Origin of the sequence: Microbacterium sp. KUDC0406 (assembly GCF_021582875.1) — a bacterium.
Classification (GTDB): Bacteria; Actinomycetota; Actinomycetes; order Actinomycetales; family Microbacteriaceae; genus Microbacterium.
The window spans coordinates 1,594,959-1,620,525 of record NZ_CP091138.1 but is presented as its reverse complement, the minus strand read 5'-3'; the positions used below and the strand labels follow the sequence as shown (position 1 = coordinate 1,620,525).

Below are 25,567 nucleotides of genomic sequence, written 5' to 3'. Positions count from 1 at the left end.
GACCCTCGTGCTGACACCCCGCGACGACGGTGCTCTCGCCACCGACGTGATCTGGGGACGGGGACGCACACTCGGTGCACAGACCACCCTGCTCTCGACGGCCACCGAGCCGCGTGACGACGGTCTCGGGACGCTCGCGGTCGATCTGCTCTCGGCTCGTGACTACGACGCGGCGAAGTCCCTCGCCGACCGCGGCATCGCCTTCGTGCTGCTCGCGCCGGGCGCCTCCGACAAGGGGGAGGGCCTGCACAACGCGGCTCTGACGTCGATCGAGCAGCGCACCGGTTTCGTCAAGGCCGGCGACACGGTTCGCGGCGTGCTGTGGCGCGTCGACATGCCCGTGGCTGCCCGACCCGCCCTCACCGACGCGCAGCACGCCGCTGCGCGCCTGGTGGTGCTCCTGCAGCTGATCGCGGTGATCGCGGCTCTGCTGCTGTCCATCCCGACCCGTGCGTCGCGTCGCGCCGCTCGCGCGCAGTCCCGGATCGTCGGCCGCGCACCTGAGGAGCCCGTGGCGGTCTCCCGCCGGCGTGATGCTCTCGCACAGGCCGATGCCGAGGCCCGCGAACTCGCCAGCATCGCCGGTGAGGGTACCGGCACGATGGTGCCGGCCTCCGCCGTGGAGTCGACGCCTGCGACGTCCGAAGCGGCCGACGCAGCGGAAGTGGCCGACGCACCGGAAGCGGACGAGGCTGACGCGCCGGAGGCGGTGGGCAGGCCGGAGGGTGCCGATGCGCCGGACGAGGCCGACGGGCCTGGCACATCCGACGTACAGGACCGGACCGAGACACCGGAGGCATCCGCACCCCCGGCATCCGATCATGAGGAGGACCGACCATGACCGCGAACCGCGCCCTGCGCGTGGCGGCGACGGGCGCCCGCGTCCTCACCGGGGCCGTCGTCGCCGTGGGATGCGCCGTGGGCATCGTCGCCGGCGTCGCAGCGCCCTGGCCCGTGGTCGAGCACGAGCCGGCGAAGGTCGGCGTCACGCCGATCCCCGGCAACAGCGTCCTGGTGTGCAACGGATCGTTCCGCGCGCTGGGACGCGACACCACCCGGGCCGATCTGATGATCTCCGCCGGCGTGCCGCGCACGGTCTCAGACGGCTCGGACGGCGATCCGGCCTCCGCGGACCTGGCGATGCCGGGCCTCGCCGGTGGCGCGGGTGCGCGCAGCCTGACCGGCGAGGTCAGGGACCGCACGGCGCCGCTCATCGCCGGGGTCGAATCACTCAGGCTCCGCACCGACGACCTCGTGGGGCTCTCCGCCTCCGCCTGCCGGGCTCCCCAGATGCAGTCCTGGCTGGTCGGCGGGGATGCCTCCACCGGCGCCGCCGACGTGATCGTGCTCTCGAATGCCTCAGACGTGCCGTCCACCGTCACCCTCACGGTCTTCGGCACCACACGCGGGACGAGCATGACGGTGGTGCCGCCGATGACGCAGGTCGCCGTTCCGCTGGCGTCCATCGCACCCGACGAGGCGAGCCCGGTGGTCCGCGCCGTCGCCGACGGGGCGCCCGTGCGGGCGAGTCTGCAGTCCTCGTTCACGCAGGTCCTGCAGCCGATCGGCAGCGATGTGCAGGACGGCATGTCCGGTGCGCAGCGCTCGGTGACGCTGACCGGCGTGCAGGTGACGGAGATCCCGGATGAGGGCGATGCGGGCACGGTGCTGCGGATGCTGTCACCCGAAGCCGACGGCGACGCGGTGATCAGGGTCCGGCGGGAGGGCGACGAGGAGTCCACCGAGTCCCGGATGAGCCTGCCGAAGGGGACGCCGACGGAGCTCTCGCTCGGCAACGTGCCTGCGGGGTCCTACGACATCGAGATCACCGCCGAGCAGCCGACCGTCGCCGCCGTGCGTCAGTCGGTCTCGGCCGGCCGAAGCGCGGATTTCGCCTGGATGACACCCGCGCCGGAGATCTCCTCCGACCTGATGTTCGCGGTGCCCAGGGGACCGTCGCCGACCCTGCACCTCGCCAACCCCGCCGCCGCTCCGGTGGATGTCGTGCTCCGCGACGGCAGTGACGAGCGGCGGATCGAGGTGCCTGCGGGGGAGTCCCTGTCGCTGCCGCTGCGCGGCGGGTCGACCCCTGTGCTGTCGCCGGAGGGCACGGTGCACGCCTCGATCACGATGCTGCAGGACGACGCGCCGGAGGATGCCTCCGAGCCGGATGCGACCGAGCCGGATGCGACGCCGCCGAGCGCCGAGGAGTCGGTCGGCATCGCGGGCTGGCCGCTGTGGCCGGATGCCCAGCGGCAGCCGGCGATCACCGTCTACCCCTGAGGACTGCGGTCGGTCAGCCCTCGGGGCCGAGCTCCCACGGCTCGCGGCCGATGTACTCGGCTGCGGCGTGGAAGACGGCGCTCTCGATCGCGTAGCGCCGATGGTAGGCGTCGTCGTGCCCCTTCGGCAGCAGACGCTCGATGGGCACGCGGTACAGCGAGATCCGGTGCTGCTGGTGGTCGATCCGCCAGCGCGGCACGCGATCGGGGCGGTCGTGCAGCGGCATCGCAGCGATCTCGAACCGCACGTCGCGAAGCTCTGGCCAGGCGCCGCGGAGGAACTCCACTGCGGTGCCGACGGTCAGGTCGAACCGGTCGATGCGACCGTCGAGCGGCGGCAGCGGCGGGCGCACGACCTCGCTGCGCCCGAGGCGGCCGTGCCTGCCGTGCCTGGCGCCACGCGCGGCAGTGGCGCGAGAGGAGCGACGACGTGGCATGTACCGAAGTCTATCCGCGGGTGTGCCGGAGCGTCGCCCGCAACAGGGAGGGATCCGCTCCGCGCGGCATCCGCGGGTACGCGCCCGGCGCGCGTAGCCTGAAGGCGATGGACGGACGACTGTGCTCGAAGGTGGGCTGCGCGCGCGAAGCGGTCGCGACCCTGACGTACGACTACGGCGATCAGATGGCCGCGCTCGGACCCCTGGGGCCCGCCGGGCATCCGCACGCCCATGACCTGTGTGCGCAGCATGCGGATCGCCTCTCGGTGCCTGCGGGCTGGCTGGTCGTCCGGCACGAGGCGCTGCGCGCCTGACGCGTCGGGTCAGACGCCCACGCGCCGGCCGGTGAGGCGCTCCGCGCGCTGATCGGCGAGCACGAGTGCCCGTGTCTCGCGCGCACGTCTCAGCACGGTGACCGCGACGAGCAGAGTCTCCGAGGGGACCGCCGGGATCGGCGAGACGAACGGGGCCGCCTCGGCCGCCAGTTCGTCGGCCAGGCGGATCCGCGCAGCCGGACTGAGCACGGCCGCACTGGACAGGAACTGCGAGATGCGTCGCGCCAGACGGTCCGGGAGCCGCGCGACATCCGCGATCCGCGCCCATTCCGACATCCCGGGAGGCAGCAGCGGGGGAGCGGATGCGAGTACGGGCACGCGCACGCGCTGGCTGTACGTGCCGGCGACGAGGTCGCCGAGCCGCTGCGATCGCGGCGAGAGAGCGCCGGCGATGATCGCGACGCTGCCGAGGGTCATGTACACCTCGAGCACGCCGAGCAGACCCCGGATGAACGAGTGCCGGAAGCCGATCGCGCCGCCGTCGGCCCGCACGACGCGTCCGCCGACGGTCAGCTTGCCCAGGCTCCGCCCGCGCATCGCCACCTCGACGGTCACCGGCAGCACCAGGAAGCTCACCACGATCGCGGCGACCTGACAGATGCGCATCGTCGCGTCGTCGAGCAGCCCGAGTTCCAGCAGCCAGATGCTGAGGAACACGAAGGCGAGATAGACCACGAAGCCCAGCACCATGTCGATCATCGCCCCCGCCGCGCGCAGCAGGAAGCCGATCGGCTGGGCGTCGATGGCGACCGCCTCGCCGGAGAGGATCTCCTCGGAGGCGTCGATCGGCAGGGACATGAGTACAGTAAATCAGGTGGATGCCGATGCCCTCGCCGATGCGCGCCGCCAGGAGTGGGAGGCCCTCGATCGGCTGAGCCGGACCCGTCATCTGGACGGTTCCGAGGTCGACGAGCTGATCGTGCGGTATCGCGCGGCGTCGGCCGATCTCGCCGAGCTGAAGACCTCCGTCGGAGAGTCGCCGCAGAGCGCCTACGTCTCCACGGTGCTCGGGACGGCCAGACTCCGCCTGACCGGTGCATCCGACGGAGTGCTCGCGCAGATCGGCCGCTTCTTCGTCTCGCAGCTGCCTGCGGCGCTGTACCGCGTGCGATGGACGACGCTCGTCATCGCGATCGGGTTCGTCCTCGTCGCCGCCGGCGTGGCGGCCTGGGTGGCATCCGATCCGGCGCGCGTGGCGACGCTGGGTCCTCCGGATCTGCTGAAGCAGTACGCCGAGACGGACTTCACCGGCTACTACACCGAGAACCCGGCTGCTGAGTTCGCCGGCATGGTCTGGACGAACAACGCCTGGATCGCCCTGCAGTGCGTGCTGTTCGGCATCACCGGCATCTGGCCGCTGTACATGATGGTGCAGAACGCGGTGAGCATCGGCGTCGCCGTCGCGATCATGGCCGCGCACGGCCGGCTCGACGTGATGGTGCTGTACATCCTTCCGCACGGGATGCTGGAGCTCACCTGCATCTTCGTCGCCGGCGCGGCCGGCCTGCACATCTTCTGGGCCTGGATCGCACCGGGGCGGCGCACCAGAGCGGAGGCGCTCGCGACCGAGGGACGAGCGCTGGCCACGGTGGCTGTCGGCCTGATCTTCGCGCTGCTCCTCTCCGGGCTCGTCGAGGGGTTCGTCACCGGCTGGGGGCTGCCCTGGCCGGTCAAGCTCGGCATCGGCGCCGCGGCGCTCGCGCTGTTCCTGATCTACATGCTGGTCGTGGGCGGTCGTGCCGTCCGCCGGGGGAGACCGGTGACCTGCTCGAGTACGAGGCGGGCACCCCGCGACTGGTCGCAGGCTGACGACGAGAAGACGGGAAGGGCCGGCGTATCGCACCGGCCCTTCCCGTCTTCGCACGGATCAGATCTTCTGCGTGCTGTCGAACAGCGACCTGTAGGCGAAGCCGGCAAGCAGCGCACCCACGATCGGGAACACCAGGAACACCCACAGCTGCGAGAGCGGGCCGACGCCGCCGTAGATCGCCGCGGCGATCGAACGGGCCGGGTTCACCGACGTGTTGTCGACCGGGATCGAGATCAGGTGGATCAGTGTCAGCGACAGGCCGATCGCGATTCCGGCGAACTTCGTGCCGCGCTCGGGGTGCGTCGCGCCCAGGATCACCAGCACGAAGATCCCGGTCAGGATCACCTCGATGATGATCGCGGCCGGCATGCCGAAGCCGCCGGGGGAGTGCTCGCCCCAGCCGTTGCTGGCGAAGCCGGCATCCTGAGCGCCGGTGAGCCAGCCGTCAGGGCCGAACGTGCCGATCAGCACCAGCAGGGTCGAAGCGATCGCACCGCCCACGACCTGCGCGACGATGTACGGCACGACATCCCGCCAGGGAACGCGGCCGGCGGCGGCCACGCCGAGAGTGACGGCGGGGTTGAAGTGGCCGCCGGAGAGCGGGCCGAAGGCGTAGACGCCGACCAGCACGGTGAGGCCGAACGCCAGCGCGACCGGGAGATAGACGCCGGCATTGGGCGACGGGTCGGTGTAGAGGTTCGACGCGAACACCGCGGTGCCGACGCCGCCGAAGACCAGGAGGAACGTGCCGAAGCCCTCTGCAGCGAGCTTCGCGCCGAGCGCGGGGACTGCCGGGGACGGGGAATCAGTCATTTCTCTGTCCTTACCTTGTGGAAGCCACGGCGGTTGCCGGACGTTCACATGATTCCGCACTCCCAGCAGATGCACAGGCTTGACACGCCGCCCCGCGACACGCCCGCAGAACCCACCCTTTCTTGAATCAATCAAAACAGCTAGGCTGTCGTGCATGCCCGCCCCACTCGCTGCCGTTGCAGAGGTCGCCATCCGCGGCGCCGGTCTGAGGATCACCGACTCGCGGCGTGCGGTGTACGACGCGCTCCGCGATCACCCGCATTCCAGCGCGGACGAGGTGCACGAGAGGGTGCGCGTGCACGTCGACTCGACCAGCATGCAGTCCGTCTACAACGCACTCGGCGACTTCGCCGCCGCCGGGCTGGTGCGGCGCATCGAACCGGCCGGGCACCCCATGCTGTTCGAGTTGCGCGTGGACGACAACCACCATCATCTGGTCTGCACCGGCTGCGGTGCCGTTCAGGATGTCGACTGCGCGATCGGCTCGGCGCCGTGCCTCACTCCGTCGGACGACCGGGGGTTCACGATCTCCTCGGCTGAGGTGACGTACTGGGGCCGGTGCTCCGCCTGCGGCGACGAAGAGGCCTGATACAGCCCGCGCCCGCCCCATCCGCACACTGCTTTTCATTCCAAGATCCCGAAGAGAGGACATCATGACCGACATGAACGAGGGCGTCATCGACACCCCCACCGCGCAGGAGGAAGCCGCGGCTGAAGCCGCCGCCGGCGCCTGCCCCGTCGTGCACGGCGGCCCCAACAGGGCCGCAGGATCGGCCGCGAGCAACTGGTGGCCCAGCCGGCTCAACCTGCGCGTGCTGGCGAAGAACCCTCCCGCGACGAACCCCTACGGCCCCGAGTACGACTACCGCGAGGCGTTCAAGACCGTCGACCTCGACGAGCTGCGCGCCGACATCGAGGCCGTCCTGACCACCCCGCAGGACTTCTGGCCCGCCGACTTCGGCAACTACGGCCCCGCGATGGTGCGCATGGCCTGGCACAGTGCGGGCACGTACCGTGTCACCGACGGCCGCGGCGGTGGCAACTCCGGGCAGCAGCGCTTCGCGCCGTTGAACAGCTGGCCCGACAACGCCGGCCTCGACAAGCCCCGGCGCATCCTCTGGCCGGTCAAGAAGAAGTGGGGCGACAAGGTCTCCTGGGCCGACCTGATGATCTTCGCGGGCAACGTCGCGATGGAGCAGATGGGCTTCAAGACCTTCGGCTTCGCCGGTGGCCGGGTGGATGCCTGGGAGCCGGACGACGACGTGTACTGGGGCTCGGAGAACACCTGGCTCGGTGACGACAAGCGCTACACCCCGGGTGAGAAGCGTGACCTGGAGAACCCGCTCGCGGCGGTGCAGATGGGTCTCATCTACGTCAACCCCGAGGGCATCGGCGGCAACCCCGACCCGATCGAGCTGGCGAGCGACATCCGCGAGACCTTCGCCCGCATGGCGATGAACGACGAGGAGACCGTCGCGCTGATCGCCGGTGGCCACACCTTCGGCAAGACCCATGGGGCGGGCGGCGCCGACCTCGTCGGCCCTTCGCCCGAGGACGCCCCGATGGAGCAGATGGGCCTGGGCTGGAAGAACTCCTTCGGCACCGGCAAGGGCGACGACCAGACCGCGAGCGGCCTGGAGGTCACCTGGACGTACCACCCCACCCGCTGGGACAACGAGTTCTTCCACATTCTGTACGCCTACGAGTGGGAGCTGATGGACAGCCCCGCCGGTGCGAAGCAGTGGCGTCCGAAGAACGGCGCCGGTGCTGACATGGTTCCGATGGCGCACGACGAGACCAAGCGCCGCGAGCCGCGCATGCTCACCAGCGACCTGTCGCTGCGCTTCGACCCGATCTACGGGCCGATCTCGGCGAAGTTCCGCGACGACCCCGAGGCCTTCTCGGACGCGTACGCTCGCGCCTGGTTCAAGCTGACTCACCGCGACATGGGCCCGTCGACCCGGTACGTCGGCAAGCTCGCGCCCACCGAGGAGCTCATCTGGCAGGACCCGGTGCCCGCCGTCGATCACGAGCTGATCGATGCGGCCGACGAGGCCGCGCTGAAGCAGCAGATCCTCGAGACCGGTCTGAGCGTGCAGGAGCTCGTCTCCACCGCGTGGTCCGCCGCGGCCTCCTTCCGCAACAGCGACAAGCGCGGCGGCGTCAACGGCGCCCGCATCGCCCTCGAGCCGCAGAACCGCTGGGAGGTCAACAACCCGGCCCGCACCGCCAAGGTGCTGGACGCGCTGCGCGGCGTGAAGGCCGAGTTCGAGGCATCCGGCAAGAAGGTGTCGCTGGCCGACCTGATCGTCCTCGCCGGCAATGCCGGCGTCGAGAAGGCGGCGCGGGATGCCGGCACCGACGTGACCGTGCCGTTCCACGCAGGCCGCACCGACGCCACTCAGGAGAAGACCGACATCGCGTCGTTCGAGTATCTCGAGCCGCTCGCCGACGGATTCCGCAACTACCAGGGTCCGCTGGCGACCGCCGCCGAGCTGCAGGCGGAGTACCTGCTGGTCGACAAGGCGAGTCTGCTGAACCTGACCGCACCCGAGATGACGGTGCTCGTCGGTGGCCTGCGTGCGCTGGATGCCAACTGGGACGGTTCGAAGTACGGCGTGCTCACCGACCGCCCGGGCGTGCTCACGAACGACTTCTTCGTCAACGTGCTCGACATGGCGTACGAGTGGAAGCCGCTGGACCCGGGTTCGCACGCCTTCCAGGCGACCGAGCTCGCCACCGGTGAGCTCAAGTGGATCGGCACCCGCGCCGACCTCGTGTTCGGCTCGAACTCCGAGTTGCGCGCGGTCGCCGAGGTCTACGCCTCCGACACGGCTGCTGACAAGTTCGTCGCCGACTTCGTGGCCGCATGGACGAAGGTCATGGAGCTGGACCGCTTCGACCTGGTCTGAGTCGTCCCTCAGTCGAACGGCCTCCGCCCGCATGGGGCGGGGGCCGTTCCGTCGCTCCGGCCAGGTTGCCGGGGCCCCGTCCGGTTGCCGGGGCCCCGTCTGGTTGCCGGTTGTTCAGGCGGGGCGTGGGCGAGGCGGCGGGGTCTCGACGAGAGAGACCGACGATGCCCGATCAGAGGCGGCCGGCGGCCTTGAGCTCGAGGTACCGGTCCGCGATCCTCGGCGGCAGCGACTCCGGGTCTGCGGCGATCGCCTCACCTCCGGCGCGACGGACCGCGTCCGCGACGTTCTCCGCGTCGCGCATCGTGCGCTCCGCAGCCGCCGCGAGATACACGTCGGCGCGCGAGTCGCGCCGACGTGCGAGCCGGACGATGCCGTCGTCGGTCGTCGAGCCGACCAGCACGGTCGTCGCCCGCGACGCCTGCGGGAACGCGCCGAGGAAACCACGCGCCGACTCCGCAGCATCCTGAGCGGTGAGCACCACGACCAGGGACGGACGCGTGGTCATCGAGCGGATCGCCGCGAACGCGCTGGGCCAGTCGGTGTCGATCAGCTGCGCGTGCACGGGCGCCATCGCGTCGCTGAGCGCCGGCAGCAGCGGGGCACCGTCCACTCCGGTGACGCGGGCGCGGGCGACTCGGTCGTACATCAGCAGGTGCACGTGGTCGCCGGCCCGGTTCGCGAGGGCGGCGAGCAGCAGCGCCGCCTCGAGCGAGGCGTCGAGGCGGGTGCCGTCGCCGACGCGGGCCGCCGCCGTGCGACCGGTGTCGATGAGGATCACCACGTGCCGGTCGCGCTCGGGGCGCCAGGTGCGCAGCATGGTGGTGCCGGCACGCGCGGTGGCGCGCCAGTCGATCGAGCGCACGTCATCGCCGCGCACGTACTCGCGAAGCGAGTCGAACTCCGTGCCCTGACCGCGCACCTGGAGGGACGTGTTGCCGTCCAGCTCGCGCAGTCGGGCCAGCCGCGAGGGGAGGTGCTTGCGCGAGGCGAACGCCGGCAGCACCCGGATGGCGCCGCGTACATCGTGCCTGGTCTGACGACCGCCGAGACCGAGCGGTCCGCGGGACCGCAGGATCACGAACTCGCTGACGAGTTCGCCGCGTCGACGGGGCAGCAGCGGGACCGGCGTCCGACGGCGCTCTCCCGGCGGGACCACCAGACGGGTGCGCTCGATCGGTGCACCCGCGGTCGGCTGCCAGGCATCCCGCACCAGCGCGTGCAGAGTGCGCCGTCCCGTGTTCTGCAGCGCCACACTCGCGGCGACCGGCTCGCCCAGTCGCGCGCGCTCCGGCACCCGCCGGGTGACCACCACCTGCCGGGCGCTCGCCGCCAGCAGTACGTCCACCGCGACGAGCACGACGCACAGGGCGATCCAGGCCGCGAACACCAGCCACGGCGAGGCGCCCGCCGCGGTCAGCAGAGCGATCGGGAAGACGCCGGCTCCGACGAGCAGGGCGAACCGTCCGGTGAAGAACACGAGCTCTCCTCAGGCGATCAGATCGGGACCCGGGTCTGCTGCACCACCGAGCCGAGTACGGCGTCGGCGGTCACACCCTCCATCTGCGCGTCCGGGCGCAGCTGAAGGCGGTGCCGCCAGACCGGCATGAGCATGGTCTGCACGTGGTCAGGGGTCACCGCCGTGGAGGCGTTCAGCCACGCCCATGCCTTCGCCGCGGCGAGCAGCGCTGTCGCGGCGCGCGGGCTGGCGCCGAGTTCGACCGACGGCGACTGTCTGGTCGCCCTGGCCAGATCGACGACGTAGCCCAGCACCTCGTCCGTGACCTGCACTCGTGCTGCGGCCTCTTGCGCGGCGCGGATCTCCTCGGCCGTGATCACGGCCTCGACCCCGCTCAGCAGGCGGGGGAGAACCCCTCGGCGTGCAGGCGCAGCACCGAGACCTCGGCGTCGCGCTCGGGCATCCCGACGACCAGCTTCATCAGGAACCGATCCAGCTGCGCTTCGGGCAGGGTGTAGGTGCCCTCGTGCTCGACCGGATTCTGCGTCGCGGCCACCAGGAACGGATCCGGCAGCGGCCGGCTGACGCCGTCGGCTGAGACCTGGCGCTCCTCCATCGCCTCGAGCAGCGCGGCCTGCGTCTTGGGAGGAGTGCGGTTGATCTCGTCGGCGAGCAGGATGCTGGTGAACACCGGACCCGGCCGGAACTCGAACTCACCGGTGCGCGCGTCGTAGACGAGCGATCCGGTGACGTCGCCCGGCATCAGGTCGGGGGTGAACTGCACTCGCTTGGTGTCCAGACCCAGCGCGCGGGCGAACGAGCGCACCACGAGCGTCTTCGCGACGCCGGGCACGCCCTCCAGCAGCACATGGCCGCGGGCGAGCAGCGCGACCAGCAGACCGGTGACGGTCCCGGCCTGGCCGATCACGGCCTTGTCGACCTCGAGCCGTACGCGGTGCATGGCGTGGCGCAGGGCCGAGTCATCGGTCGTCGGGGTGTTCTCATCGGTCACGGGGATGTCCTTCCGGATCGAGATCGGTCGTCGGGGTTCGAGGTGCGAGATCCGGATGGAGCGCGGCGTCCACGGCGTCCTCCAACTCGGCGAGGCGGCGGGCCATCTCGACGAGCTGCTGATCGTCGGACGGCGGATCTCCCGCGAGCAGGTCCTGCAGAGTGCCGCGCGGGATGCGCAGCCGATCGGATGCCGCGTCCGCGACCTCGTGCGCGGCGACGCGGTCGCCCAGGGCGAGGCGCTGGGCGAGCCTGCGGACGGTGCCCTCGCGGATCGCCGCGGCTGCGTGCGGTGCGTCGGCCGCCTTCGCCGTGAGCCGCGCACGGCCGTGCATCGTCTCGGAAGCGCGCACCGTCACCGGCAGTGTCTCGGCGACGAGCGGTCCGAACCGGCGCCCGCGCCAGAGGGCGGCGGCGAGCCCGGCGAGCAGCAGAGTGAGGATGGCGGGCGTGACCCAGCCGGGAGTGCGGGCACCGAGGGTGTCCGGCGCCTCCCCGCTGATGTCGCTGTCGCCGAAGGAGGGGACGTACCAGACCACGCGGCCGGTCTGGCCGAGCAGCGCGAGGCCGAGGGCCGCGTTGCCGTTCTCGGCGAGGTGGCCGTTGGTGAACAGCACGGACCCGTCCGCGAGCGAGATCCGCTGCGACTCGGAGCCGCCGACGAGCACTGCCGCGCTGCCGTCCTGGCCGGTGAAGCAGCCGTCCACGCCTTCCGCCGGGGCGAACATGCGACCGGGCACGATGGTCCCCACCCTGGCGAACTCCGGCTCGTCGCAGTCGGCCGAGGCGCGGTCGGGCCGGTCGGGTGCGGAATCGCCGAGATCGAACAGCCGCAGCGTCCTCGCGCTGCTCGAGAGCAGCACTGTGCGAGGCGCGTCCGCGACCATCTCCTGCACCGCCTCGTCGGTGAGGTACACCGGGTCGGCCATCGCGAGCGTCGTGCCGTCGTCGAGCTCTGCGCTCACGTCGGCATGCGAGCGCACAACGGTCACCTCGGCGCCCTGCTGCCGCAGGATCTCCGCCAGCGCACGTGCACCGGTGTCGCCGGGACCCTCCGGATCGAGCGCGGCGCCCACGGCAGGAGGAGCCGTCACGAGACGGGCGGCGATCGCGGTGCCGCCGATCAGCATCAGCACGACGACGAGCCATCCGACCAGACGTCGCCAGCGCCCGCGCGGGCGGGCGGCGGCGGTGGATGCGGCTTCGTCCGCGCCCGGCGCCGCTGCGGCGTCCGCGACGAGGGTCATGTCGGCACCGCCTCGGGCCGCAGCGAGGTCGACCGGTCGTCGGTGCCGGCGACCACGCGATAGTCCTCCTCGGTCGCGGGCACGCTCAGGTATCGCACCCGATCGAAGATCGAGGCCGCCTCGTGCAGGGCGGTGTGCTCTGCGGGCAGTGCGGCACCGGCGTCCCGCGAGATCGCCTGCGCGGTGGCGCCGGGCGCGGGGTCGATCAGGTCGCGCTCGATGAGGCCTCGTGCCAGGCCGCGGAAGCGCAGCGTCACGGCGGCATCCCACTCGCCTTCGCGGGCTGCGCGTTCGGCGTCGGCGCGCAGCTGCGCGGCACTGCGGTCGTCGGCCTCGCCCAGCAGATGTGCGCGGCGACGGATGGCCCGTGATGCCCGTGGGCGGCCCCACACGACCAGGGCGACGACGAGCGCGGCGACGATCACCAGCACGATGAGCACGGCTGCGAACGGGGCGACGGCCCCGGAGCCGTCGCTGCTGAACAGACCGCCGAGGAACTCCAGGATCGCGCGCGACATCCGGTCGAACCAGGTCGGCTTCGCCTCCTCGTAGATCTGCTTGGCGAGCTCGTCCTGCGCCCAGCGTCGAGCCTCGTCCCCGTCGGGGATGTACACGTCCGCGTTCGCGAGCAGCCGGATCATGCGCCGCCGCTCGGGGGCGTCCAGCTGCTGTCGCGCGGCGGGGCCGGGGGTGCGGGCGGTGCCGGCGGTGCCGGCGTGGACTCCGGGCCGGCCGGCGGTGCCGTGGGTGCGGGCGGCGCAGGAGCGGATGCCGGGGGTGCCGGCTGATAGTAGGGCGGATGCATGGGCGCCTGCGGCTGCCCGTATCCGTAAGGGGTCGGTGCGGGCGCCTGCGGCTGCCCGTATCCGTAGGGCGCAGCAGGGGCCTGCTGCGCGTACGCCTGCTGCGCGTATGCATACGATGCCACCGGAGCCTGCGGCTTCTCCTTCGTCACCGCGCGAGCGGGGTCGACGGCGTAGGGGTCGCCGAGCTGCTCCTCGGACCAGCCCGCCGCACGGCGCTCCTGATGGGCGATCAGGGTCTGATCCAGGCCCTCGTAGCGCATCCGGGAATCGACGTACACCAGCGTGGCGCCGGTGCACTGCACCACCTGACCGATCGCCTGCACCGCGAACACCAGCAGCTGCGGCAGCAGGAATGCGAGCACCATCGACACGATCTGCCCGACGTCGGGATCTCCCGTGGGCGCGATGATGCCGATGACGATCGACGTGATGAGCGCACCGGGGATCGAGACGACGTTGGCGGCGACGCCCATGATCAGCGAGATCAGGAACATGATCCCGAACGCGACCCAGAACCGGCCGCGGGTGAGCCGCCAGGAGCGCACGAGGGCGGTGCGCAGCGGCGCGCGCTCCAGCACCAGCACGCTGGGCACGAGCAGCAGCTTCGTGTACAGCCAGACGAACAGCGGGATGCTGCCGATGCCGAGCAGCACCGTGAGCGTGATCGCCAGACCCGTGGCGTCCGTTCCCGCGAGGCCGGCGCCGGCGGCGATCGCGAAGACGGCGATCGCGATGAGCGTGAAGGCGCCGCCGACGACGAGGGCCTGCAGCACGGCGTACAGCATCAGGCGCCAGAATGACCGGGCCATCCGGGCCCAGAGCGCGCGCAGCGTGCCCTTCTGCGACAGCGCCGCGAGAGCGACGTCGGCGGCGACGATGCCCTGCAGGACGACGGCCACGGCGGCGGAGAGGAGCGCGGCGCCGATGCCGAACACGATCGCGAGCCCGGTGGTGCCGGCCTGGATCGTCGCGAAGTCGTCCGAGCCCGGCTGCACGGTCTGCAGCCGCAGGAAGCTCGCGGTGATGATCGCCCCGAGTACGACCAGGACGACCAGCATGCTCAGCAGCTGCACGACGACGGCGAAGCCGAACAGCACCTTCGGGTTGTGGCGCAGGGCCGCGAAGGAGCGTCCGAGAAGCATCCCGAACGTCATCGGATGCAGCGGAATCGCTCCGCGCCTCGGCGCCGGTGTCCAGCCCTGGCTGCTCATGCGCACTCCCTCCCCACGCGGCCTCCCGATGAGGCGGCACACCGCGCGCTCCCATCGTGTCACACCCCTCGGGCACGTCGACGACGGCCCGGGTGCGGCCGTCCGCGGAGGGTCTGCGAGGAGTGCGCGACGTGCCGGGCGGCCCTTCCGGGACGCGCAGAGCATGATTCAGTAAGCTGTGCGGAGGTGCGGTCGCGCCGGGGTCAGGGCTCCGGGCGCCGCATGTAGCGGACAAAGATTGTTGAGGCTGGGCCGATATGACGTCACGCATCCTCGTGGTCGACGATGACACGGCGCTCGCCGAGATGATCGGGATCGTGCTGCGCACCGAGGGCTTCGAGCCGCTGTTCTGCGCCGATGGGGCAAAGGCGGTCGAGCAGTGGCGCAGTCAGCGTCCCGATCTCGTGCTGCTCGACCTGATGCTCCCCGGCATGGACGGCATCGAGATCTGCAGCCGCATCCGCGCCGAATCCGGAGTGCCGATCATCATGCTGACGGCCAGGAGCGACACGGCGGACGTCGTGCGAGGTCTCGAGGTGGGCGCCGATGACTACATGGTCAAGCCGTTCAACCCGAAGGAGCTCGTCGCCCGCATCCGCACCCGCCTGCGGCCGACTCCGCAGGCCACCACCGAGGTGCTGCGCGTCGGCGACCTCGTGGTCGACGTGGACGGGCACGAGGTGCGCCGCGGCACGACGCCGATCTCGCTCACGCCGCTCGAGTTCCAGCTGCTCGTCGCGCTCGCGTCGAAGCCGCAGCAGGTGTTCTCCCGCGAGATGCTGCTCGAGCAGGTGTGGGGCTACCACTACAAGGCCGACACCCGTCTCGTGAACGTTCACGTGCAGCGGCTGCGCGCCAAGGTCGAGCTCGACCCGGACAACCCGAAGATCGTGATGACCGTGCGGGGCGTGGGCTACCGAGCCGGGAGCGCCGGCTGAGGATCCTGCGATGACGGCGACGAGCGTGACGCCCGCTCCGGTCGCGTCATGGCGCGACTGGAGGAGCTGGCCGCGCTCCGTGGTGCGGCTGTGGAACCGGTCGATGCGCTTCCGCACGATCGCCGTCACCCTGCTGCTCACCTCTCTCGCGATCTTCATCACCTGCGTCGCGATGGCGCTGGTGATCCAGAACGACCTGTTCGAGTCCCGTAAGGACGACGCACTCGAGAAGTCGCAGCGCGCCGTCGCCGAGGCGCAGACCACGCTCGACAACAGCAACGTCGCCGACGATCGTGCGGCGCTGCAGGCGCTGTGGCGCTCCGTCCAGACCGACCTGGCCAGGGCCGCAGCATCCGACCTCATCACGGCATCGCCCATCGAGACCCTCGGCGGCGGGGGATTCATTCCGCCGGAGTTCCGCGCCGGCGGACTGTCGGTCGACGCGATCAGCGAGCCGCTGCGGACCAGGGTGGCGGAGAAGGGCGACCGGCAGCAGTTCTGGCAGTCCATCGCGGTGCCGGCGACCGAGGGAGGTTCGCCGCCGGGGATCGTCGTCGGGCAGCAGCTTCTCGTACCCGGCAAAGCCGTCTACGAGCTGTACATCGCTTACGACCTCAGCGACTCCGACGAGACGCTGCTGTTCGTGCAGCGCACCCTGTGGCTGGCGGGCATCGCTCTGGTGGCGATCGTCGCCGCGATCTCGTGGCTGGTGCTGCGCGCGGTGTCCGCGCCGATCGTCGAGGCATCCGAGACCAGCGCGCGCCTCGCCGCCGGTGACCTGGGCGTGCGCCTGCCGGTGCGCGGAGAGGACGAGCTGGCCATCCTCGCCCGTTCGTTCAATGCGATGGCGGACAGCATAGAGTCGCAGATCAAGGAGCTCGGAGAGCTCTCGCTCGTGCAGCAGCGGTTCGTGTCGGATGTCTCGCACGAGCTCCGAACGCCGCTGACGACGATCCGCCTGGCCGCCGACATGATCAATGACCAGAAGGGCCAGTTCGAGCCCACCACCGCGCGCACCGCCGAGCTGCTGCACACCCAGGTGCAGCGATTCGACACGCTGCTCGCCGATCTGCTCGAGATCAGCCGCTACGATGCCGGATCGGTGCAGCTCGAGGTGGAGGCGACCGGTCTCGCGCAGGTCGCCGAGGAGATCGTCGATCAGATGCGCCCGCTCGCCGATCAGCACGGCATCGAGCTCCGGCTGGTGGCGCCGGGCGGATACTCGCCGGTGGACATGGATCCGCGCCGCGTGCGCCGGGTGCTGCGCAACCTGGTGGGCAACGCGATCGAGCACGGGGAGGGCCGGCCGATCGTTGTGACCGTGGACAGCAACCAGCACGCCGTCGCCGCCGGGGTGCGCGACTTCGGTCTCGGCATGCGTCCGGACGACGCCCAGCGGGTGTTCGACCGCTTCTGGCGGGCCGACCCGTCGCGGAAGCGCACCATCGGAGGCACGGGTCTCGGTCTGTCGATCGCACTCGGAGATGCGCGACTGCACGGCGGCACGCTGGAGGTGTGGTCGGAACTCGGCGTCGGGACCAACTTCGTCCTGACGATTCCCCGGCACCCCGGTGAGCTGTCCGGTCCCAGCCCGGTGCCGCTCGAACCCCAGGAGAGTCTCACCGACATCGGCGCGCTCACCCAGCCGATCCCGACGCCGGATGGCGAGGAGGAGGACCGATGAGGGGCATCCGTGCGCTGGCGGCCGGCGCGGTCACCGCCGCCATGCTGCTGCTGGCCTCCTGCACCGGACTGCCGACGACGGGGCCGGTGTCGGTCGGCCTGGCCGTCGGAGAGAAGGGCGACGGCCCGAGCTTCACCGAGTACGCCGCGACCCCGAGGGAGGGCGCGGACCCTCAGGAGATCGTCGAGGGCTTCCTCGATGCGGGGATCACGCCCATCGACAACTGGAGCATCGCCAGGGAGTTCCTGACGCCGGAGATGAGCGACAGCTGGGCTCCCACCAGCGGCGTCACCGTGGACACCTCGAGTGCGTCCCGGTCGATCACGGCGGTGGGCGACATCGATGACGAGGACACGACCAGCGCCGACGTGACGGTGCAGCTCGCGCAGGTCGCGAGTGTGGACGGCGCGGGTGCCTACTCCGCCGGGATCGGCGACACCGCGCCGCTGAAGTTCCACCTGGAGCGCAAGAAGGGCGGCGAGTGGCGGATCTCCGAGGCGCCGAACGGCATCGTCCTGGACGCCGTCAACTTCCCGCTGGTGTACCGTTCCTACTCGCTGCAGTACTTCGATCCGTCCTGGGCTCATCTCGTCCCCGATGTGCGCTGGTATCCGCGCCGGCCCTCGACCGCGACCACTCTCACGCAGCAGCTGGTGTCGGGGGAGCCGACCCCGTGGCTCGCGCCCGGCGTGCGCAGCGCATTCACAGACGAGGTCGGACTGGCGCGAGGGGCCGTCGTGATCGACCAGTCCCAGGTGGCCGAGGTCGACCTCACCCGGTCCGCGCTGAACCTGGACGCCACCACCCTGGCACGCATGCGCACCCAGCTGGAGGCCACTCTCGCCCCCTCGGCGTCGTCGAGGTGCGCTTCACCGTGGATCAGCAGCCGCTGGACGTCAGCGAGGTGCAGGTGGATCAGCCCGGCCCGGACGCCGGCACGCTGGTGCTCACCAAGGACGGCTTCGGTACGGCGGTGGGCGACCAGATCGCGCCGGTCGGCGACCTGTCGGCGCAGGTGGACAAGAACGCCGCACGCCTGCGCGCGATCGACGTCGCCGCGGACGACTCGGCGGCGGCGATGCTGCTCGACGACGGGCATGTGTACCTGGCCACGCCGAGCAACGTCGTGGATCTCGACGGCAGGCCCGGGCTGATCGCCCCGAGCCTGGACGCCTGGGGATACACCTGGACCGTGCCGCACGACTCGCCCCGCGCGCTGAAGGCCACCGGACCCGACGCCGCCCCGAACGACGTCGCCCGAGCGTGGCCGGAGGCCTCCGAGATCACCGCGCTGCGCGTCGCCGCCGACGGCGCGAGAGCGGCGGCGCTCGTGACGGTCGGCGGTCAGCGCCACGCCGTCGTGGCGGCCGTGATCAGGGACGACGACGGCACGCCGATAGGCCTGGGCGAGACGCACGAGATCGGCCGTTTCACCGGCACCGCGCAGGGCCTGGCCTGGGTCGGGCCGGACACCGTCGCGATCCTGACCTCGACCGACGACGCGCGCATGCTCACGCAGCCGATCGGCGGTCCGGCCGAGACGATGTCCGCGCCGTCCGGCCCCCGGTCGGTCGCCGGGGCGCGCACCATCACGGGAGTGCGCGTGCTCTCGTCCGACGGTGTGGTCTTCGCCCGGCGCGGCTCGACGTGGCAGGCGTCCCTGAGCGGCGTCCTGGTGCTGGGAACGCGCTCCGGACAGTGACCCTCCCCAGCTCGCCGGCGGAGACGGGTCGTGCACAGCGCCGGAGACCGCGGGCTGCGACCCGCCTGTGGGGCAGCAGGATCGGCTCATGCCCCTCTCCCGGATCGACGGCGCGCGCCGCATCGGCGCGGAATCACTCGCCTTCCTGCTCGCGGCGGACTGTCCGGGGTGCGGACTGCCCGGTACGCTGCTGTGCCCCGACTGCGCGCGGGCGCTGCACGCACGACCCGTGCGGCGCGTCACACCCGGAGGCGTGCCGGTGCGCGCGGCGCACGAGTTCGACGGGGTCGTCGCCCGGTGCATCCGCCGTGTGAAGGAGGACGGTCAGACGCTGCTCGTGCGGCCACTCGGGGCGGCGCTGCGCGCGGCGATCCCGGGGGAGTGCGACGACGCCCTGCTCGTCCCGGTCCCGACGAGCAGAGCCGCGTTCCGCCGTCGCGGCTACCGCGTTCCCGAGCTGCTGCTGCGCGCGGCAGGTCGCACTCCGCACCGGATGCTCGTGAGCACGGGCTCGCACACGGACCAGCGCGGCCTCGGTCGCGATGCGCGAGCACGCAACGTGCGCGGCAGCATGCGGGTGCGGCATCCGCTCCTCGCACTGCCTCGGGGCGCCGATGTCGTGATCGTGGACGACGTGGTGACCACCGGCGCCACGATCGATGAGGCCGCGCAGGTGCTCCGGCGGGCCGGGTACCGCGTCGTCGGAGCACTCGCCCTCGCGGCGACCCCGCGCAGATCGGAACACGGGGTGAACGGGTAGTGACATCCGCCGATCTCGGCACTACGGTAGGGCACACAAGGCGACCACGGTCCGCCCTTGGCCGGGAGGACCGGGACAAGGAGGCAGGAATGGAAACGAGCATCGTCGGTGTCGGAGTGAGCATCTCCGATCGGTTCCGGACGGTTGTCGAGGAGAAGCTCGGACGCCTGCAACAGCTCGCAGCCAAGGCCCAGCGCATCGACGTCAAGGTCACCCACCGCGCCTATCGCAACGGACGCGTCCCGGACGAGACCGTGGAGCTCACCTTGGTGGGCAAGGGCCCGGTCGTCCGCGCAGAGGCCGTCGACGCGGACAAGTTCGTCGCCCTCGATCTCGCGGTCGACAAGCTCGCCGAGCAGCTGCGACGCGCGAAGGAGAAGCGCATCGACGGACGGCAGCATCCTCGTGGAGCGCACTTCGAGAAGGGGAGCGGATCGCTCACCGGCATCGATGTGCAGCCGGCGTCGGCGGATGTGCTCAAGGCCGTCGCGACCGGGACGGTGCCGATCCAGGCCGAGGAGGACGAGGTCTACTCGCCGGTCGTCATCCGCACCAAGAACTTCGATGCGGAGTGGATGACGGTCGAGGAAGCCGTCGACCGCATGGAGCTGGTCGGGCACGACTTCTTCCTGTTCGTCGACGTGCGCACCGATCACCCGAGCGTCGTCTACCGCCGCAAGGGCTGGGACTACGGTGTCATCTCGCTGACCACGCAGGCGGCTCCGGAGGAGGAGCTCGCCTCCTGAATCCCCGTGTGATCCGTTCGGGGCGGATTCTCGCGATCGGGGCGGTGCGCAGCCGCCCCAGCCGCGAGGATCCGCCCCGAACCCGTTAGGTGGGTGTCGTCAGTCGAAGATGCCGTCCAGGATGCTGCCGATCACCAGGCCGCCGAGGACGCCGCTGACGATGTCGCCACCGCCGCCGCGCCGGCCGCCTCCCCATCCGCCGCCCTGGTTCGGTCCGCCCCATCCGGCGTAGTCCTGCGGTCGCGCCGACTCGATGTCGCGCTGTGCGAGCTGCAGGGCCTCGGCGGCGAGCTGCCCCACCCGGCGGGCGGTGGAGAGCGCCTGCTCACGGGTCGCCTCGGCGGGCAGCATGCCGGTCACGTCGATGCGCAGACGCTCGGCCTCGGCGAAGCGGGTGCGGGCGTCGGCCCCGATCCAGCCGCGGTGACCGGAGATCAGCGGGCGCGCGATCCCCAGCTGGCGGTCCGCATCGTCGAGGGCGTGCTGCACCTGCTCGAGCGTGGGAAGCGGATGCTCGGCACGGTACTGCGCCGTCGCGATCGCCTGGTCCAGGCCGGTGTTCGCCTCGCGCAGCGCGGTGAGCTCGGTGAACGGATCGTTCCGGGTGCCGGACGCCGGCAGGGCGGCCAGAGCCGCCTCCAGAGCGGATGCCGCGGTCTGCACCTCCCGCGTCTGCGGTGCCGTGCGTGCGGCGATCAGGTCGCCTCGCGAGTCGTCGACCACGGCGGCGAGCGTCGACTCGGCGCGCAGCGCCTGGATCTCGAAGTCCTCGACACCGTCGAGCACGGCAGAGGCCCGGCGCACGGCCTCCGTCGCGGTCTCCAGGGCGAGGTTCGCCTCTTCGTTCTGCTTCGCGGCGCGACGCCGCTCGGAGACATCGGCGCCGTGCGTCGCGAAGGTCACGAGCTGCTCCGCCTCATCGGGCGAGGACGAGACCCGGCGCATCGCCGCATCCGAGTACCTCTGCGACAGACGGTTGACGGTCTCGCGAGCCTGCGGGATGCGGGCGGCGAGGGACTCGGCGTCCTTGCGCAGCTGGGCGACGATCTCGGGGGAGCGGCGCACGAGCGCGACCTGCTCGGCGATGGCGGAGGTTTTCTCGTCGAGCAGGTCCTCCGCCCACTCGCAGAGCTGCACGATGCGTGCGTTGCGGGTGCGCAGCTCCTCGGGAGTGTCCGGGATCTCGTCGTGGTTCAGCTGGTGCAGCTGGAAAGCCTCGCGCAGATGCGTGCGCACCGCGGCGAGGGCGGCCTTGAGGTCGGCGGTCATCGACTCGCCGAGCTCGGCCTGCGCGAACACGAGCTCGTCCGCGGTGGTGCGGATGCGCTCGTCGGCCGCGACCAGCGCCTGCTCGGCACGCCGGGCGAGATCGGCGTCCTGCGCCGTCAGTTCTTCCTGCTCACGTCTACGTCTGCCCCAGAATCCGGCCATGGTTCGATCCTCAGGGTTCCCGCCTCTCACCCGGCTGTGGATCCGCTACGCCGTGCGAGAACGGATGTCGTCGGCGCCGTCCGCTCAGGGATGCGTTCCGCCGGTCACGCGCGCCGGAGGCGGCGAAACCCATCCCTGACCGCGCGCAGCAGGGTTGCCGACGCGGACAGGGATGCCTTTCGGGGTGGCACGCGCGGGAGCCCGCGAAACCCATCCCTGACCGCGCGCACAGCAGGCGCCATCCCCCGGCGTTCGCGCCGTCGCTCCTTGCTCGCGCTGCGCGGAAGTGCGCCGCGCGAGCAGGGAAGGGCCGCGGGAGCAGAGAAAGGCAGCGCGATCGAGGCTCGGGATGGGCGGGTCAGGCGATGGCGGTGCGGCGCGTGACGACCGGGCGTCGACGGGAAGTGAGGGCGTTCGCCGCGGCGACGAGCAGCGGCAGACCCACGGCGATCGCGGCGATGGCCCACCAAGGGATGTCCTCCGCGTACATGTAGGGCGAGGCCGCGATCAGTCCCCAGATCGGCAGCAGGCCGGCGGCGGCACCGGTCAGCGAGCCGAGCAGCGCGATGATCAGCCCCTGCCAGAACGAGATTCCACGCCGCAGCCCGGGCGTCGCGCCGACCGCCGCGAGGGTCGCGTCATCGGCGGCGCCGTCGATCCGCGCCAGGCCCAGCACGATCGCGCTGGTGCCCAGCATGAGGATGCCGGTGGCACCGAGCACCAGCAGGATGCCGAGCACGGGACTCGGGGGTCCGGTGACTGCCTGCGCGCTGATGCCGGCGTCGATCCCGGATGCTCCGTTGATCGCCTCCACCATCTGCTCATCGGCTGGCTCGTCGAAGGCGGCGACGAATGACACCTGGCTCGTCTCGATACCGAGATCCGCCGCGGTCTCCTCCGAGATCAGCGTCGTGTAGCGATACTGATCAGGAGTCTTCACGAGCACTGCAGGGAGGGTCTCGATGTGCTCCGGCGGCGTGAGCTCGAGCACCGCGCCTTCGCCCATCTGCACGTTGTCGCCCTCGTTCCATGCGGCGGGGCCGCCGTTCTCGAAGGCCTGCTCCGCGTTCCAGAAGCCGATCCGCGATTTCCCGTCCGGACTGAGAAGCTCATTGTCGAACACCAGCGCCCCGCCATCCCGGAAAGTCCGGATCTCCTGTCCTGACGGACTCCGTCCGAGCAGGGCGGGCAGCGAGTCCGCGGTGGTGACATACAGCCCCTGTGTGAGGTCCAGAAGGTGACCGCAGGCATCGTCGATTGAGCCGTTCTCGTCCCCGGTGCAGCGCACTGGCTTGCCGGGAACGGCGAGCGCCACTTCGGCGTCGGCACGATCCCCCTCGGGAACCTCGTACGCGCTCACCGGCGACCGCAATATCGCCACTGAAGCGGGCGACTGCGCCTGCACGATTCCCTCCGCCCGCTGCACGCGGGCATCGCTCGGCGGTTCCTCGCCGGTGCCGTACACCTCGACGAACAGGGATCCGAGTGGCGCGGGCGGAGTGTAGCCGTGCGCCTGCGTGCCAACGGTCAGGGAGAGTGCGCCGACGATGAACGTCCCGAGCATCACGGCGGCACCGATCGACCCGAGTGCGGCGGCCGAGCGCGTGCCGTTCGCGGCCGCGTCGCGTACGGCCAGCCGCGGTGCGAGCCCGACCCTCGAGATCGGACGGGACAGCTGCGTCAGCAGCCAGTGGCCGCCGACGATCACGCCGATCTGCGCGAGGATGGGCCCGGCGAAGATGCCGATCTGCGGCGAGATGGCGCGGATGTCGTCGGAGCGGATGGGATCGCCGCCGTCGGCGGATGCGCGTACCCATAGGATGCCCGCCACCGAGACCGCGGTGATGGCGACGCCTGCGATGATGAGCACGATGCTCCAGATCGGGCGCGATCGCTTCGCGCGTTGTGGACGCCGTGCGCCGCGCAGCATGGCGAGCACATCCACTTTCGCGGCCGATCGGGCCGGCAGCAGCGCGGATGCGGTGCCCACCACGACGGCGAGCGCAGCGATCGCCGCGAGCAGCCAGGGGAGAGGCGCGTAGGACCAGTAGACGGTGCGATTGCCGTCGTCGAGAAGGCGCATGGCGGCCCAGGAGCCGGCGAGTCCGAGGACGATGCCGAGCGCCGCACCCAGTCCGCCCAGCACGAGCCCCTGTAGCACCATGATTCGGCGCAGGTCCTTCTTCGTCGCGCCCACGCTGGCGGTCATGGCGAGTGCGCGCTGTTGTCGCCGCGCGCTGACGCTGAACGCCGCACCCGCGAGCAGCGCGATCTGATACGCGACGAACGCCGCGACGATGCTGCCGCCGATCAGCACACCGCTGAGGATCGACCACGGGTTCACAAGCTGTGCGGCGTCCATCTCAGTGCCAGTGATCGGCGGGTTGAGAGCGACCGTACGCGACAGGGCAGTCACACCCTGTGTGTTCAGCTGCTGGATCTGCTCCCAGGTGAGTGCGTCGTCGGGCAGATACCAGGCCGCCTGGCCGAGCAGCTCGCCCGGCTCCGCGTCCGGCAGGACCACCGTGCGGGTGGAGTCGAGCTGGTCGACGATGTCGACGATACCGGTGATGGTGAACGTCCGGTCGGGGTTACGAAGCTGCAGGTCGCCGCCGATGACGGCGCCGATGTCGTCCAGCGCCGATTGGGTCACCAGCACCTCGTGCTCGTTCGACGGCGCGTGCCCTTGCACGACGTCGTAGCGGCCCACGAATGCGGGATCGCCGGCCGGGCCGACCAGCGCCGACACCGATGCGACGCCTGCCGTGGTCTTCATGAACACGGTCGCGGCGTCGATGCGCAGTGTTGGGGTTCCGGCAGGCAGCAGCGGTACGACGTCGTCGAGTGGATCCTCGACCGCATGCGTGGGGTCGACTGTCTCGCTGTCGACGTCGACGCTCCACCACGAGGGATCGACCGGCGCCTGCCGCAACGACGGATCGGGTCCGGAGACGATGGTGAGGCGGGTCTGCGTCTTTCCCAACTGGGAGTCGAGGTACTGTTCCGGCGTCGGGATCTGACTCGTCGCCAGCGTCGCGGCCGTCGCCAGTCCCGCGACCGGCAGCGCGATCAGCAACACAATCAGGATGCTGGAGCCGAGCGATCGGCGTGCCTGACGCCGCGCGAGCCGCCCCGCGACACGCCAGCGCGCCCAGCCCGATCCCCGCGCGGACGCCTCGGAACTCGCATCGCGGAACATCAGCGTGCCCCGCTGAGCAACTGCGCGGCGTCGTCTCGGGCGGTCTCGTCGACCACGCGACCGTCGCGCAGGAACAGGATCCGGTCCGCCCAGGATGCGTGCCGGGGCTCGTGCGTGACGAGGATGCCCGCGGCACCGGCATCCACCCGCTGCCGGATGACCTGCATCACCATCTCGCCGGTCTCGGAGTCGAGGGCGCCGGTGGGCTCGTCGGCGAGGATGAGGCGGCGTGCGCCGACGATCGCCCTGGCGATCGCGACGCGCTGCTGCTGACCACCGGACAGATCATCGGGATACACGTCGAGGCGGTCCTGGAGGTCGACCGCCGCGAGGGCATCCTGTGCAGCCCTGCTGATCGCGCGACGCCCGATCCCGTCCAACTCGAGCGGAAGGGCCACGTTCTCCATCGCGGTCAGGGTCGGGATCAGGTTGAAGTCCTGGAACACGTAGCCCAATGAGCGGCGGCGCAGCCGAGCGATGCCGTTCTGGTTCAGGGACGAGAGGTAGGTGCCCTCGACGATCACCTCGCCGGATGTGGGAGTCGCGAGCCCGCCCGCGATCGCGAGCAGGGTCGACTTGCCCGACCCGGACGGCCCCATCACCGCGACCAACTCGCCGGGGTGCACGGTCAGGTCCACGCCGGAGAGTGCAGAGACCGAGCCGGCACCGTGGCCGTACTGCTGTGTGACGCCGACCAGCTGCACGACGGGGTCGCGCGCATCACGGGTGCGTTCCGAAGATGAGGCCTCATGCTGCTGCCGGCGGTACTCGGATCGCTTCATGA

The 25,567-nt window shown here is 71.1% G+C and carries 21 protein-coding genes and 2 pseudogenes; 12 read left to right on the top strand and 11 right to left on the bottom strand.

What is annotated here, in order from left to right; genetic code table 11:
- Nucleotides 1–7: 7 nt before the first annotated feature.
- Together L2X99_RS08175 and L2X99_RS08170 are read left to right on the top strand one after the other, a co-directional pair.
- The gene (locus L2X99_RS08175; RefSeq protein WP_236135833.1) at nucleotides 8–841 is read left to right on the top strand and encodes a hypothetical protein; all 834 of its coding nucleotides are present in this window, start codon (nucleotides 8–10) and stop codon (nucleotides 839–841) included.
- Nucleotides 838–2,283, top strand: a complete 1,446-nt coding sequence (locus tag L2X99_RS08170) for a DUF5719 family protein (protein ID WP_236135832.1) — start codon at nucleotides 838–840, stop codon at nucleotides 2,281–2,283. The genes L2X99_RS08175 and L2X99_RS08170 overlap by 4 nt, the downstream gene beginning before the upstream one ends.
- Before the next feature lie 13 nt (nucleotides 2,284–2,296).
- On the opposite strand, the gene L2X99_RS08165 is transcribed toward L2X99_RS08170, so the two are convergent.
- Nucleotides 2,297–2,635 carry a metallopeptidase family protein gene (locus L2X99_RS08165; RefSeq protein WP_329608175.1) on the bottom strand — a complete coding sequence of 113 codons (339 nt, stop codon included), beginning with the start codon at nucleotides 2,633–2,635 and terminating at the stop codon, nucleotides 2,297–2,299.
- Nucleotides 2,636–2,826: 191 nt separating this feature from the next.
- Here L2X99_RS08165 and L2X99_RS08160 point away from each other — a divergent pair, with 191 nt between their 5' ends.
- On the top strand, nucleotides 2,827–3,033 hold the full coding sequence (locus L2X99_RS08160) for a DUF3499 family protein (protein WP_236124145.1): 207 nt from the start codon (nucleotides 2,827–2,829) through the stop codon (nucleotides 3,031–3,033).
- Nucleotides 3,034–3,042: 9 nt separating this feature from the next.
- On the opposite strand, the gene L2X99_RS08155 is transcribed toward L2X99_RS08160, so the two are convergent.
- A complete protein-coding gene (locus tag L2X99_RS08155) occupies nucleotides 3,043–3,852 on the bottom strand; it encodes an RDD family protein (RefSeq protein ID WP_236124146.1) in 810 nt (269 codons plus the stop codon).
- A gap of 16 nt (nucleotides 3,853–3,868) precedes the next feature.
- Between L2X99_RS08155 and L2X99_RS08150 the strand changes: the two are divergent.
- Nucleotides 3,869–4,863: pseudogene (locus L2X99_RS08150) on the top strand (stage II sporulation protein M).
- A 58-nt stretch (nucleotides 4,864–4,921) separates the two neighbouring features.
- Here the strand turns inward: L2X99_RS08150 and aqpZ are convergent.
- Nucleotides 4,922–5,677 carry an aquaporin Z gene (gene aqpZ, locus L2X99_RS08145; RefSeq protein ID WP_236124148.1) on the bottom strand — a complete coding sequence of 252 codons (756 nt, stop codon included), beginning with the start codon at nucleotides 5,675–5,677 and terminating at the stop codon, nucleotides 4,922–4,924.
- A gap of 154 nt (nucleotides 5,678–5,831) precedes the next feature.
- Here aqpZ and L2X99_RS08140 point away from each other — a divergent pair, with 154 nt between their 5' ends.
- Together L2X99_RS08140 and katG are read left to right on the top strand one after the other, a co-directional pair.
- Nucleotides 5,832–6,266, top strand: a complete 435-nt coding sequence (locus L2X99_RS08140; RefSeq protein ID WP_236124149.1) for a Fur family transcriptional regulator — start codon at nucleotides 5,832–5,834, stop codon at nucleotides 6,264–6,266.
- Nucleotides 6,267–6,339: 73 nt separating this feature from the next.
- The gene (gene katG / locus L2X99_RS08135; RefSeq protein ID WP_236126877.1) at nucleotides 6,340–8,589 is read left to right on the top strand and encodes a catalase/peroxidase HPI; all 2,250 of its coding nucleotides are present in this window, start codon (nucleotides 6,340–6,342) and stop codon (nucleotides 8,587–8,589) included.
- Nucleotides 8,590–8,761: 172 nt separating this feature from the next.
- On the opposite strand, the gene L2X99_RS08130 is transcribed toward katG, so the two are convergent.
- The 5 genes and pseudogenes from L2X99_RS08130 to L2X99_RS08110 all read right to left on the bottom strand — a co-directional run bounded on the left by L2X99_RS08130 (nucleotide 8,762) and on the right by L2X99_RS08110 (nucleotide 14,323).
- Entirely contained in the window at nucleotides 8,762–10,069 is a 1,308-nt protein-coding gene (locus L2X99_RS08130; protein WP_236135831.1) for a DUF58 domain-containing protein, read from the bottom strand.
- 17 nt (nucleotides 10,070–10,086) lie between these two features.
- Nucleotides 10,087–11,009: pseudogene (locus L2X99_RS08125) on the bottom strand (AAA family ATPase).
- A 40-nt stretch (nucleotides 11,010–11,049) separates the two neighbouring features.
- A complete protein-coding gene (locus L2X99_RS08120) occupies nucleotides 11,050–12,306 on the bottom strand; it encodes a DUF4350 domain-containing protein (protein WP_236124151.1) in 1,257 nt (418 codons plus the stop codon).
- A complete protein-coding gene (locus L2X99_RS08115; RefSeq protein ID WP_236124153.1) occupies nucleotides 12,303–12,947 on the bottom strand; it encodes a DUF4129 domain-containing protein in 645 nt (214 codons plus the stop codon). Before L2X99_RS08115 ends, L2X99_RS08120 begins: the two co-directional genes overlap by 4 nt.
- Nucleotides 12,944–14,323 carry a hypothetical protein gene (locus tag L2X99_RS08110; RefSeq protein ID WP_236126940.1) on the bottom strand — a complete coding sequence of 460 codons (1,380 nt, stop codon included), beginning with the start codon at nucleotides 14,321–14,323 and terminating at the stop codon, nucleotides 12,944–12,946. The genes L2X99_RS08115 and L2X99_RS08110 overlap by 4 nt, the downstream gene beginning before the upstream one ends.
- A 257-nt stretch (nucleotides 14,324–14,580) precedes the next feature.
- On the opposite strand from L2X99_RS08110, the gene mtrA reads away from it, so the two are divergent.
- The 6 genes from mtrA (at nucleotide 14,581) to hpf (ending at nucleotide 20,153) form a co-directional block, all read left to right on the top strand.
- On the top strand, nucleotides 14,581–15,261 hold the full coding sequence (gene mtrA / locus L2X99_RS08105; RefSeq protein ID WP_236124155.1) for an MtrAB system response regulator MtrA: 681 nt from the start codon (nucleotides 14,581–14,583) through the stop codon (nucleotides 15,259–15,261).
- A gap of 10 nt (nucleotides 15,262–15,271) precedes the next feature.
- Complete coding sequence (gene mtrB, locus L2X99_RS08100) at nucleotides 15,272–16,945, top strand: MtrAB system histidine kinase MtrB (RefSeq protein ID WP_236124157.1); 1,674 nt, start codon at nucleotides 15,272–15,274, stop codon at nucleotides 16,943–16,945.
- A complete protein-coding gene (locus L2X99_RS08095; protein ID WP_236135830.1) occupies nucleotides 16,942–18,099 on the top strand; it encodes a GerMN domain-containing protein in 1,158 nt (385 codons plus the stop codon). Before mtrB ends, L2X99_RS08095 begins: the two co-directional genes overlap by 4 nt.
- The gene (locus L2X99_RS08090; protein ID WP_236135921.1) at nucleotides 17,982–18,647 is read left to right on the top strand and encodes an LpqB family beta-propeller domain-containing protein; all 666 of its coding nucleotides are present in this window, start codon (nucleotides 17,982–17,984) and stop codon (nucleotides 18,645–18,647) included. The genes L2X99_RS08095 and L2X99_RS08090 overlap by 118 nt, the downstream gene beginning before the upstream one ends.
- A gap of 88 nt (nucleotides 18,648–18,735) precedes the next feature.
- Nucleotides 18,736–19,407: a ComF family protein gene (locus tag L2X99_RS08085; RefSeq protein ID WP_236124163.1), complete on the top strand. Its 672-nt coding sequence runs from the start codon at nucleotides 18,736–18,738 to the stop codon at nucleotides 19,405–19,407.
- 89 nt (nucleotides 19,408–19,496) lie between these two features.
- The gene (gene hpf / locus L2X99_RS08080; RefSeq protein WP_236124164.1) at nucleotides 19,497–20,153 is read left to right on the top strand and encodes a ribosome hibernation-promoting factor, HPF/YfiA family; all 657 of its coding nucleotides are present in this window, start codon (nucleotides 19,497–19,499) and stop codon (nucleotides 20,151–20,153) included.
- Nucleotides 20,154–20,252: 99 nt separating this feature from the next.
- Here the strand turns inward: hpf and L2X99_RS08075 are convergent, their stop codons facing one another.
- The 3 genes from L2X99_RS08075 to L2X99_RS08065 all read right to left on the bottom strand — a co-directional run bounded on the left by L2X99_RS08075 (nucleotide 20,253) and on the right by L2X99_RS08065 (nucleotide 25,565).
- Nucleotides 20,253–21,584 (bottom strand): hypothetical protein, encoded by a 1,332-nt coding sequence (locus tag L2X99_RS08075; RefSeq protein ID WP_236124165.1) that lies wholly within the window; start codon nucleotides 21,582–21,584, stop codon nucleotides 20,253–20,255.
- A gap of 358 nt (nucleotides 21,585–21,942) precedes the next feature.
- Nucleotides 21,943–24,660, bottom strand: coding sequence for an FtsX-like permease family protein (locus L2X99_RS08070; protein ID WP_236135829.1), 2,718 nt, complete (start codon nucleotides 24,658–24,660; stop codon nucleotides 21,943–21,945).
- 122 nt (nucleotides 24,661–24,782) lie between these two features.
- Nucleotides 24,783–25,565: an ABC transporter ATP-binding protein gene (locus tag L2X99_RS08065; protein WP_236124168.1), complete on the bottom strand. Its 783-nt coding sequence runs from the start codon at nucleotides 25,563–25,565 to the stop codon at nucleotides 24,783–24,785.
- Nucleotides 25,566–25,567: the final 2 nt, after the last annotated feature.

Excerpts from the sequence above, each read along its gene's own strand:
- L2X99_RS08170 (WP_236135832.1), top strand. The coding sequence starts at position 838 with ATGACCGCGAACCGCGCCCTGCGCGTGGCGGCGACGGGCGCCCGCGTC.
- L2X99_RS08160 (WP_236124145.1), top strand. The coding sequence starts at position 2,827 with ATGGACGGACGACTGTGCTCGAAGGTGGGCTGCGCGCGCGAAGCGGTC.
- L2X99_RS08155 (WP_236124146.1), bottom strand. The coding sequence starts at position 3,852 with ATGTCCCTGCCGATCGACGCCTCCGAGGAGATCCTCTCCGGCGAGGCG.
- aqpZ (WP_236124148.1), bottom strand. The coding sequence starts at position 5,677 with ATGACTGATTCCCCGTCCCCGGCAGTCCCCGCGCTCGGCGCGAAGCTC.
- L2X99_RS08140 (WP_236124149.1), top strand. The coding sequence starts at position 5,832 with ATGCCCGCCCCACTCGCTGCCGTTGCAGAGGTCGCCATCCGCGGCGCC.
- katG (WP_236126877.1), top strand. The coding sequence starts at position 6,340 with ATGAACGAGGGCGTCATCGACACCCCCACCGCGCAGGAGGAAGCCGCG.
- L2X99_RS08120 (WP_236124151.1), bottom strand. The coding sequence starts at position 12,306 with ATGACCCTCGTCGCGGACGCCGCAGCGGCGCCGGGCGCGGACGAAGCC.
- L2X99_RS08115 (WP_236124153.1), bottom strand. The coding sequence starts at position 12,947 with ATGATCCGGCTGCTCGCGAACGCGGACGTGTACATCCCCGACGGGGAC.
- L2X99_RS08110 (WP_236126940.1), bottom strand. The coding sequence starts at position 14,323 with ATGAGCAGCCAGGGCTGGACACCGGCGCCGAGGCGCGGAGCGATTCCG.
- mtrA (WP_236124155.1), top strand. The coding sequence starts at position 14,581 with ATGACGTCACGCATCCTCGTGGTCGACGATGACACGGCGCTCGCCGAG.
- mtrB (WP_236124157.1), top strand. The coding sequence starts at position 15,272 with ATGACGGCGACGAGCGTGACGCCCGCTCCGGTCGCGTCATGGCGCGAC.
- L2X99_RS08095 (WP_236135830.1), top strand. The coding sequence starts at position 16,942 with ATGAGGGGCATCCGTGCGCTGGCGGCCGGCGCGGTCACCGCCGCCATG.
- L2X99_RS08085 (WP_236124163.1), top strand. The coding sequence starts at position 18,736 with ATGCCCCTCTCCCGGATCGACGGCGCGCGCCGCATCGGCGCGGAATCA.
- hpf (WP_236124164.1), top strand. The coding sequence starts at position 19,497 with ATGGAAACGAGCATCGTCGGTGTCGGAGTGAGCATCTCCGATCGGTTC.
- L2X99_RS08075 (WP_236124165.1), bottom strand. The coding sequence starts at position 21,584 with ATGGCCGGATTCTGGGGCAGACGTAGACGTGAGCAGGAAGAACTGACG.
- L2X99_RS08065 (WP_236124168.1), bottom strand. The coding sequence starts at position 25,565 with ATGAAGCGATCCGAGTACCGCCGGCAGCAGCATGAGGCCTCATCTTCG.